This is a genomic window from Enterorhabdus sp. P55 (assembly GCF_009911695.1).
Taxonomy (GTDB): Bacteria; Actinomycetota; Coriobacteriia; order Coriobacteriales; family Eggerthellaceae; genus Enterorhabdus.
In genome coordinates this window covers 18,918-28,502 of sequence record NZ_QWKK01000024.1, presented here as the reverse complement: position 1 = coordinate 28,502, position 9,585 = coordinate 18,918, and the positions used below count along the sequence as shown (strand labels likewise).

General features: G+C 70.2%; 8 protein-coding genes. 7 read left to right on the top strand and 1 reads right to left on the bottom strand.

The window, feature by feature from the left end; genetic code table 11:
- The coding region (locus tag D1643_RS04170; RefSeq protein WP_160708941.1) for an FAD:protein FMN transferase at positions 1-561 on the bottom strand (561 nt) is incomplete at its 3' end.
- 525 nt (positions 562-1,086) lie between these two features.
- Between D1643_RS04170 and D1643_RS04165 the strand changes: the two genes are divergently transcribed.
- From D1643_RS04165 to D1643_RS04135, 7 genes are all read left to right on the top strand, one after another.
- Positions 1,087-2,025: a 3-hydroxyacyl-CoA dehydrogenase gene (locus D1643_RS04165; RefSeq protein WP_160708939.1), complete on the top strand. Its 939-nt coding sequence runs from the start codon at positions 1,087-1,089 to the stop codon at positions 2,023-2,025.
- Between the two features lie 555 nt (positions 2,026-2,580).
- The gene (locus D1643_RS04160) at positions 2,581-3,333 is read left to right on the top strand and encodes an SDR family NAD(P)-dependent oxidoreductase (protein ID WP_160708937.1); all 753 of its coding nucleotides are present in this window, start codon (positions 2,581-2,583) and stop codon (positions 3,331-3,333) included.
- Between the two features lie 140 nt (positions 3,334-3,473).
- A complete protein-coding gene (locus D1643_RS04155) occupies positions 3,474-3,911 on the top strand; it encodes a cupin domain-containing protein (RefSeq protein ID WP_160708935.1) in 438 nt (145 codons plus the stop codon).
- 1,224 nt (positions 3,912-5,135) lie between these two features.
- The gene (locus D1643_RS04150; protein WP_236643366.1) at positions 5,136-5,777 is read left to right on the top strand and encodes a cytochrome c maturation protein CcmE; all 642 of its coding nucleotides are present in this window, start codon (positions 5,136-5,138) and stop codon (positions 5,775-5,777) included.
- Between the two features lie 7 nt (positions 5,778-5,784).
- A complete protein-coding gene (locus D1643_RS04145; RefSeq protein ID WP_160708947.1) occupies positions 5,785-8,112 on the top strand; it encodes a heme lyase CcmF/NrfE family subunit in 2,328 nt (775 codons plus the stop codon).
- Positions 8,109-8,846, top strand: a complete 738-nt coding sequence (locus tag D1643_RS04140; RefSeq protein WP_160708931.1) for an ABC transporter ATP-binding protein — start codon at positions 8,109-8,111, stop codon at positions 8,844-8,846. The genes D1643_RS04145 and D1643_RS04140 overlap by 4 nt, the downstream gene beginning before the upstream one ends.
- Positions 8,847-9,557 (top strand): heme exporter protein CcmB, encoded by a 711-nt coding sequence (locus D1643_RS04135; RefSeq protein WP_160708929.1) that lies wholly within the window; start codon positions 8,847-8,849, stop codon positions 9,555-9,557.
- The last annotated feature ends 28 nt before the right edge of the window (positions 9,558-9,585 follow it).

Below are 9,585 nucleotides of genomic sequence, written 5' to 3'. Positions count from 1 at the left end.
CGTCGGGGTCGCGCCCGCACCCGCGCCGCGCGCTCGCGCGCCCGTCTCGCCGGCGGCATCCGCCTCTGCCGCGCCTCTGCCGCGTCCGCTGGCGCGCCGCGTCTCCGCCGCCTCTGCGTGCCAGAGTTCGAGGGCGCGCCAGTCGACGTGGCGCACCGCCTCGGCCAGGGCGGCCGGTTCGGGCTCCACGCCGGCGTGGAAGTCCCACAGGCGCACGGCCGGCCCCACGGTGACGTCGAAGGCGCCCTCGCTCGCGGCGCAGTAGCCGAGCGCGGCCTCCATCAGGGCGAAGGTGCGCGCGTCCACCTCCACGGCCACACCGCCGGCGTCGTTGAGCCGCGCGACGTCGGAGTGGGGCAGCGTGCGCGAGAGCAGCCGCTCGTAGACGCGGCAGAGCGCCACGGCCTCGTCGAGCGCGGCGGCCACCGCGTCGCCCGGTCCGTAGGCCGCGATCTCCGCCACCGTGTTGAAGGCCAGGAACCGCACGCCGCCGGGTGCGCCGTCCGACGCGGGCCACGTCTCGCGCCAGTCCTCGCCGGGTATGGGGTCAACCGCGTCCATGGGCCTCCTCGCCGTCGCATCCTGCCGGGCCGGCGCGCCGTCGTGCCGCGCCTCGTCTCCCATTGTAAGGCCCGCGCCCGCCCGGATCAGCGTTCGCGGCCATTTCGTCGAGTCTTCCGAGGCTTCAGGCCCCTTTCGGACGCGATTTCCTCCCGCGCCTCGCCGGTGAGAAAACGCGACCTGAGGAAGCGTTGCGAGCGTGCCGTCCAGGGATCGCGCCGTCTTCGGAACACTCGACGAAATGGCCGCGAACGCTTCCGACCCCCCCCGATTTCCCGCCCCGTTCGTTCTCGCGGCGCCCCGGACGCGCGCGGGCTCGCCTGCCCGCGCCCCGCCCCGCGCGCCTCTCGTCCCGCGCCTGCGCCTCGGGCCTCCGCCCGGCTTCTGCGCAGGCTTCGTGGGCGTCCCGTGACGGAACAGAACCACTTGGCTCGCCGCCTCGCGGGAGGGGCCTGCCTGTCCCGTAGAATGATCCGGTCCGCCAATCCGGGAGGCGCGTCCTCCCGCCACCGTCAGGAGGTTCCCATGGACATCCAGAACGTCACCGTGGCCGGGGGCGGTGTCCTCGGCAGCCAGATCGCGCTGCAGAGCGCCTATAAGGGCTTCGCCGTCACCTTGTGGCTGCGCAGCGAGGGCTCCATCGAGCGCACCCGCCCCAAGCTCGAGCGCCTGCGCGGCATCTACAAGCAGACCCTCGAGGCCCTCAAGACCGACCCGTCCGCCTTCTGCCGCGGCCTTGCCGATTCGCCCGACGTGCCGGCCGACCAGATAGACGCGCTCATCGCCAAGGTGGACGAGGCCTTCGACTCCCTCGTGCTCACCACCGACAAGGCCCAGGCCTTCGGCGGCGCCGACCTGGTCATCGAGGCCATCGCCGAGGTCATCGACGAGAAGGAGGCCTTCTATTCCTCCATCGCCGACATGCTGCCCGATCGGGCCATCCTGTGCACCAACTCCTCCACGCTGCTCCCCAGCGCCCTGATGGGCTTCACGGGACGGCCGGACCGCTTCCTGGCCCTGCACTTCGCCAACAACATCTGGAAGAACAACACTGCCGAGGTCATGGGCACCGCCGAGACCAGCCCCGCGGCCTACGAGGCCGTGGTCGCCTTCGCCCGCGCCATCGGCATGATCCCGCTCGAGCTCAAGAAGGAGCAGCCGGGCTACCTGCTCAACAGCATGCTCGTGCCGTTCCTCAACGCCGCCGAGGCGCTTCTGGCCAACGACGTGGCCGACGTGGAGACCATCGACAAGGCGTGGATGCTCGGCACCGGCGCGCCGCTCGGCCCCTTCCGCATCCTCGACATCGTGGGCCTTGTGACGGCCTACAACATCGTGGCCGCCAGCCCGGCCGCCCAAGAGCCCGGCAGTACCGCCGCCCGCATCGCCGCGCTGCTCAAGGCGCGCATCGACGAGGGCAAGACCGGCATCAACGCCGGCGAGGGCTTCTACAAATATCAGTAGGGGAGGGCCGTCGTCAGGCTCCGTCACGCATCGACGGGGGCCCGACGGCTCGGGACGCGCGACGAGGGGGCTGCCGAGCCCCTTGGGCGCGCGCCGGCGAGCGCAGGGCCCCAGGGGCACCGGCGGGCGCCGGGCCCCAGGGACACGCCGATGGGCGCCGCGGCCCGTGCGCCCGGCGGCGGCTCGTCCTCGCTGCATGAGCCGCACGTCGTCGAGCGGCATGGCTGCCCTGCATTGACAGGCCCGGCCGGCTTCCGCGTCGCCGCGCGGCCCTTGGCCACCGCGGGCGCGCCGTCGTCCGGCTGCGGGGCCGTGACGTGCGCGAACAGACGGCCGGTCCGGGCGATCCTGGCTTCAGCCGGGCCGTCTGCGCAGAGCCCCGTGCCCCCGTACCCCGCCTCCTTGCCCCGCCCGCCCCGGCCGCGCCGGTGGCCGCATCGGCGGCAGCCTCCGGCTGACCTATACTGGTGTCCCGCCCGATCTGCGGAGGCGCGTGCCGTGTCGCGCCGGTCGGCTGCGGGCACCAGTGAGTTCCGAGCAGAGGGGAGTCGAAGGATGAAGAAGCTTGAAGGACGGGTGGCTATCGTCACCGGTGCGAGCTCGGGCGTGGGCCGCGGCGTGGCCAAGGTGCTCGCCCAGAACGGCGCGAAGATCTGCGCTTGCGCCCGCCGTCTCGAGAAGCTCGAGGAGCTCCAGGCGGAGGTCGAGGCCTTCGGCGGCGAGGTGCTGCCCGTGGCCTGCGACGTGACCGACGTCGGCCAGATCAGAAACGTGGTGGCCCAGTGCGCCGAGCGCTTCGGCGGCATCGACATCCTCGTGAACTGCGCCCAGGGCGCCATGCAGTACCGCGAGATCAACGACATCGACGAGGCCTACGCCCTGGAGGCCTTTGGGAGCGGGGCTTTGGCCACGCTGATGTTCATGAAGGAATGCTTCCCCTACCTGAAGGAGAGCGGCCGCGGGCGCATCATCAACACCGCCTCGGCAGCCGGCTACGACGGCAACGCGGGCTTTGGCGCCTACGGCATGGCCAAGGAGGCCATCCGCGCCATCACGCGCACGGCAGCCAGCGAGTGGGGGCAGTACGGCATCACGGCCAACGTGTTTCTGCCCATCATCGCCACGGACTTCTTCCGCGAGACCCAGCCGGCAGCGCTGAAGAGCCTGGAATCGAAGACGCCGCTCGGTCGCATCGGCACCACCGAGGAGGACTGCGCGCCGCTCATCGTGTTCCTCGCCAGCGATGAGGGCAGCTACTTCACTGGCCAGTCCTACATGGTGGACGGCGGCATCCACAAGCACTCGTAGGGGGCGGGCCCATTACCGGTCGTCTTGGGGGGCGTCCCGCCGGTGCGCGAGGCGCCCTCAATTGACTTAAAGCTAACTCCAAGCTCTATGATGCGGGGCGGACGTGCGTCCGAGAGCCACCCCGAGAGTCAGGAGACATCATGGAGAGCAACTGCATCGCCGACGCCGCGGCCTTCGCCGCCGCCACCGCCTTTCCGCTGGGCAAGCCCAACGACGCCTACGCTGCCTACTTCTCGGGGCGTAGCTTCCTGGCGCCCGTGTCCACCGACCAGGTGTTCATCGCCAACGTCACCTTCGAGCCGGGCTGCCGCAACAACTGGCACGTCCATCACGCGGAAGCGGGTGGCGGGCAGATCCTCATCTGCGTGGGCGGCCGCGGCTACTGCCAGTTCGAGGGCGAGCCGGCCGTGGAGATGCGCCCCGGTGACTGCGTGAACATTCCTGCCGGCGTGAGACACTGGCATGGCGCCGCGCCCGACAGCTGGTTCTCGCACCTGGCCGTGGAGGTACCGGGGGAGGCCGCGTCCACCGAATGGCTCGAGCCCGTCTCCGACGAGGAGTACGCCGCCCTCGCCTAGGGCGTGCCGTTCTGCCGCGCCCTGTGGGGTGGATGCGCGCGTCTTGCGGTGCGACAGGGGGTGCTCTGGCGGATTCTGGCCATTTTCGCTGCGTTTTACGCTGACTCGGATGGAACCTGCCAAAGGCTGAATCCGTTGACCTGGGCCTATGCCGACGTCTGGGCTTCACAGGGGCCTTTCCGGACGATCATGCAGCGTAAACCATGGGAAAAATGGCCAGAATTTCGCCGGGCACCCTTGGGGACTCCCGCAACCTTGCCACGCCCCGTGGGGCGAATGCGCGTCTTGGGCCGCGCGCCGTGCGGTGGGGAGTTGCCCCGGTTCTGCACCTTGCGATTTCGCCGCCCGCCGCGTCTTGCCCTCCTCCTGTGCGATTCAGCACCTGGCCTGGGGCGCGAGCGACCTCATGGCGCAATGTCGCCGCCCGCCGCCGCGTTCTGATCCCGGCGCTGCGCCCCCAGCTGCGCTGCGCTTTTCTGGCGCAACGCCCCGCCTTCTGGCGTCGTGCCGCCTTAGCGCGCCTCGCTCCGGCGCCGCGCCCTGATCCCGGCATAGCGTCCTCGGCCGTGCTACGCTGCCTCGGCGTCACGCCCCGCCCCTTCGCCCCTCCCGCAGGCGGGCTCGCTCGGTCTCGTAGGCGGAGCCAGTCCGCGCGTCGGCGGGCTTGTGCGTCCTTGTGGGCGAACGAGGCGCTCCTGCCGATTTCTGGTCATTTTACCCACGGTTTACGCAGTTTCAGGTAGGGCCGGCCGGAGGCTGACTCTGCCGACCTGGGCAAATGCTAGCGATCGGACTCTGCGAGGACATTCCCGGGCGATCGGGCCGCGTAAACCGTGGGTAAAATGGCCAGAAATCGGCAACGGACGCCTTCTGTTCGGAAAAAGCCGTGGACGTGCCCCCCTCTGCCGTGGCACCCGCCTTCCGTCGCCCCCCCGCGCCGCCCCGCCGCGGCCATTCCCGCGCCCCCGCCCGCGCTCGCGCCCCGTCCAAACTACACCAGCTGGGTGATGCCCCGATGCCCGGCGAGCCGCTATGATGGCTTCGGGGATTGCGCCGTCCTGTTGGATTTCTCGCCAACCGCACCTTTGACGGCGTTCCAACATGGTAGATACTGTGCAGAAGAAGCACGCATCCCGCAGGGACATCGCACGCGGGCCTTCGACGGTCGCGCGGCGTGGGGAAGAGAAAGGCAGGGGCATGAACGCGAAGATGAGAAGGCGCCTCATGGCGGTATCAGGCGTCATCGTGATCGTCCTTATCCTGGTGCTCGCCTTCGTGGGCGGCAACACGGCGGCGAAGACGGTGTCGGTGGCCGAGGCCGCCGAGCTGTCCGATCCCGGCCAGAAGGTCCAGGTATCGGGCAACGTGGTGGCCGACTCGTTCTCCACCGACGACAACGTGCTGACCTTCAGCATCTACGATCCCGAGGGCGACCCGGCCACGCACCTGGCGGTGCGCTATGGCGGCGCGGCGTCCTCCACCTTTGGCAACGACGTGACCGCCATCTGCACCGGCAAGGTGGGCGACGACGGCGTGCTGGAGGCCACCGAGCTCGTGACCAAGTGCCCCTCGAAGTACGAGAGCGCCACCGATGCGCTCACCGTGGGCCAGCTCCTGGGGTATGGCGAGTCCATCCACGGCAAGGTGGTGAAGGTGTCCGGCACGGTGGGCGCGGGCACCCTGGGCCCTGCGGGCCAGGACGTGCGTTTCAGGCTCACGGATGACGAGGCCCTGAGCGTCACGCTGCCCGTCGCCTATGACGGCGCGCTGTCCGACGAGGTGACCGACGGCTCGGCCGTGGTGCTCACCGGCGCGCTCGATGCTGACGGCTCCTTCATCGCCACCGACGTCGCATTGGAGGCCTAGCATGGGCTTGTCGCTTCTCGGCCTGCTGGGCCTGCTCATCGCGTTTGCCTCCTGCGCGCTCTCCCTCGTGTGCCTGGGCGTGGGCCGCTTCCTCGGACGGCGCGATCCCTCTCGCGGCGAGACGCTCGCTTGGGGCGGGCGCGTGGCCGTGGTGGTGGGCGCGCTCGGCCTCACCTTCTGCTGTGCCATCCTCGTGTGGTGCTTCTTCGCCGGCGACATCTCCATCGAGTACGTGGTGCGCAACCGCTCGGACGCCGTGGGCGAGATGGGATGGCTCTTCCACCTGGCGGGCCTGTGGGCCGGCCGGCAAGGGTCGCTGCTGTTCTGGGCGTGGCTCATCGCCGCGTTCAACCTGGTGGTGGTCGTGCGCACCCGCAAGGATGCCCGCCCGCTCGACGACGTGGCGCTGCTCGTGGCCCAGCTCGTGCTGGCGGCCTTCGTGGGCGTGCTTCTGTTCTCGCAGGACAACATGCCCTTCACGGCGCTCGACCCGCGCTATGTGGGCGCCGACGGCCAGCTCACGGGCGCGGCGGCCCTCTGGGGCATGAACTCGCTCCTCGAGCACTGGGCCATGGCCATCCATCCCCCCACGCTCTTCATCGGCTACGCGGGTCTCACCGTGCCGTTCGCCTATGCCATCGCGGCCCTCGTCGTGAACGACGACTCGCCGCGCTGGGTGGTGCGCTGCACGCCCTATGCCGTGTTCTCCTGGCTTTTGCTGGGCGTCGGCATCGGGCTCGGCGCCGTGTGGGCCTACGTGGTGCTCGGCTGGGGCGGCTACTGGGGATGGGATCCGGTCGAGAACGCGAGCCTCCTGCCGTGGCTCGTGGGCGTGGCGCTCATCCACTCGTTCACCGTGTACCGCCAGCGCGGCGCGTTCAAGCGCTGGAGCGTCATGTGCGCCTGCGTCACCTTCGCCTTCGTCATCTTGGGCACGTTCATCACGCGATCGGGCCTCGTCCAGTCGGTGCATGCCTTCGAGGGCGATCCGGTGTCGCTCGTGCTGTTCCTCGCGCTCATCGTGGCGTCGCTCGCGGCGGGCGCGGTGGGGCTCATCGCGCGGCGGAAGAGCTTCGGCGCGGTGACGGCCGGGGGCGATGACATCGAGTCGATGGCCTCGAAGGAGGCCGCGTACTACGTGAACAACCTCATCATGGTGGTGTTCGCGGTGCTGCTGGCCTACTTGACCATCTCGAGCGCGCTGCCGTCCTTCCTGCCCTTCGGCGGCCAGGCGCTCTCGGCCGGCACCTACAACGCGGTGGCCCGCCCGCTCGGCATCGTCTACTGCGCGCTCATCGCCGTGTGCCCGCTGCTCGGCTGGCACCGGACCGACCCGGCCGCCTTCTGGCGCCGCGCCCGCGTCCCGGGCCTGTGCGCCCTCGCGCTGTTCGCCGTGCTCATGTTCTACTTCTGCACCTACCTGCTGCCTAGCTACGACGCCGTCGTGGCCGCCGGCGGCTCCGGCGCCGAGGGCTTGCTGGAGCAGGGCCCGGCGTGGTACTACAACGGCCTGGCAGTGGTGGGCTTCGCCGTGGCGAGCCTGCTGTTCTTCAACGCCGCGTTCATGGCCGCCAAGGTGGTCGCCCGCGCCAAGGGCGCCTGGCGCACCCGGTTCCCGGCCCTCGGCGGCGCGGTGTGCCACGCGGCCATGGGCATCATCCTCGTGGGCCTCATCGGGTCGTCGCTGTACGTGACCGAGCAGGTGACCTACCTGCCCTACGACGAGGAGGCCGACGCGGTGGCCGAGCCCCTCGTCATCCAGGACTTCGAGCTCGTCTACACCGGCAACGCCATCACCGAGCTGGATAACGGGGACGACATCCTCTACACCGTCACGTTCGACGTCTACCGCGATGGCACCTACGTCGGCTCGGTCGATCCGTCGGTGCAGCTCGTGAAGTCCACCCAGCAGCAGAAGCTCGTGGCGAGCGTCATCGGCTTTCCGCTCGAGGATCTCTTCGTCGTTTACCGCGGCATGAGCGCCGAGGGCGCGTTCTCCATGGACGTGCGCGTGAACCCGCTCATCAGCCTCGTGTGGGTGGGCTTCGGCCTGCTCATGGCGGGCGGCCTGGTGGCCCTGTTCGCCAAGCGCTCCGTCCGCCGCGCGGAGGGGGAGGGCGCCGCCGAGGAGCCCGCGAAGCTCGCTGAGCCTGCGGTGGCGGATGCCGTGCCCGCGGCTGTCGCAGAGGCGGAGCCCGCGGACGCGGAGGGCGCCGAAGACGCGAAGGCGCCGGTCACGCCCGCTGCCGAGGAGGCGCCTGCGGTGGCGGATGCCGCGCCGGTCGCCCTCGGGGAGGCGCCCGCCGCCGAGTCGCCCGAGGATCCCGCGCGATGAGCGCGGCGCCCGGCACGCCTGCCGTGCCCGCCATCCGCTGCGAGGGGCTCACCAAGGCATTCGGCACGCGCAAGGCCGTCGACGACCTCACCTTCGAGCTGCCCCAGGGCGCGTTTCTCTCGGTCTTCGGCCCCAACGGCGCCGGCAAGACCACCCTTTTGCGCCTGCTCGCCACGCTCGCCCGCCCAAGCGCCGGGAGCGTGGCCGTCAACGGCGTCGACCTCAAGGAGGAGCCCGACCGCGCCCGCGCGTCCATCGGCCTCATCTCGCATAACGCCATGCTCTACCCCGACCTCACGGCCGAGGAGAACCTGCTGCTCTACGCGCGCCTCTACGGCGTGCCCGAGCCGGAGCGCCGCGTCGTCGAGCTTCTGGATGCGGTGGGCCTCAAGCACCGGCGGCTCGATCGCGTGCGCACCTTCTCGCGCGGCATGACCCAGCGCGTGTCCATCGCCCGGGCGCTTGTGAACGATCCGGCGGTGGTGCTGCTCGACGAGCCCTACTCGGGGCTCGACCCCCACGCCATCGACATATTCGACGACCTCATCGGGCGCGTGCGCGACGGGCGTACCTTCGTCATGGTCAGCCATGACCTGGAGAAGGGGTTCCGCCTGGCCGACCACGTGCTCGTGATGGCTCGCGGCCGCGCCGTGTCGTTCGGGTCCAAAGACGCCCTCGACCCGGAGGAGTTCCGCGCGCTCTACCGCTCCACCGTCGGATCGGGGGTGGCCTAGATGGATACCTGCCGTGCGCCCTCGGCCCTCGCGCAGTACCGCGTCCTGCTCATGAAGGATTTGCGCCAGGAGTTCCGCACCAAGGAGATGCTCGTCTCCATGGGCATCTACGCGCTGCTCGTCATCGTCGTGTTCGGCGTGGCGCTCTCCTTCGCGCGCCCCGGCGCCGACTTCCTCGAGGTCTCGGGCGGGCTGCTCTGGGCGCTCGTCGTGTTCACGTCGCTTTTGGGCCTCAACCGCTCGTTCAGCCATGAGACCGAGAACGGCTGCCTGGAGGGGCTTTTGCTCGCACCGCTCGACCGCGGCGTGGTGTTCCTGGCGAAGGCCACGTCAAACCTCGTGTTCCTGGGGATCGTCGAGATTATCGCCGTGCCGCTGTACTGGGTGTTCTTCTCGTCCTTCGCCGCGCCGGCTGCCACGGCCGCGCTCATCGTCGTGCCGCTCGTGCTCGGGTCGGTGGGCATCGCCGGCATCGGCACGCTGCTGTCCACCATCACCGCCGCCACCCGTGGCAAGGACGTGATGCTCGCCCTGCTGTTCGTCCCCATCGTCTTCCCGCTGCTCTACGCGTGCGTGTCCGCCACCACCGCGGCGCTCGTGGGGGGCGTGCTCATGGAGGAGGCGTTCGCGACCTCGCTTGCGCTCGCCGCCGGCTACGACGTGATCATGCTGCTGGCGTCCTGGGTGCTGTACGATTTCGTGGTGTCGTAGGCGCGCCCGCTGCGCCGAGGAGAGAGGA

Excerpts from the sequence above, each read along its gene's own strand:
- D1643_RS04140 (WP_160708931.1), top strand. The coding sequence starts at position 8,109 with ATGAGCGCGGCGCCCGGCACGCCTGCCGTGCCCGCCATCCGCTGCGAG.
- D1643_RS04150 (WP_236643366.1), top strand. The coding sequence starts at position 5,136 with ATGGCGGTATCAGGCGTCATCGTGATCGTCCTTATCCTGGTGCTCGCC.
- D1643_RS04135 (WP_160708929.1), top strand. The coding sequence starts at position 8,847 with ATGGATACCTGCCGTGCGCCCTCGGCCCTCGCGCAGTACCGCGTCCTG.
- D1643_RS04165 (WP_160708939.1), top strand. The coding sequence starts at position 1,087 with ATGGACATCCAGAACGTCACCGTGGCCGGGGGCGGTGTCCTCGGCAGC.
- D1643_RS04160 (WP_160708937.1), top strand. The coding sequence starts at position 2,581 with ATGAAGAAGCTTGAAGGACGGGTGGCTATCGTCACCGGTGCGAGCTCG.
- D1643_RS04155 (WP_160708935.1), top strand. The coding sequence starts at position 3,474 with ATGGAGAGCAACTGCATCGCCGACGCCGCGGCCTTCGCCGCCGCCACC.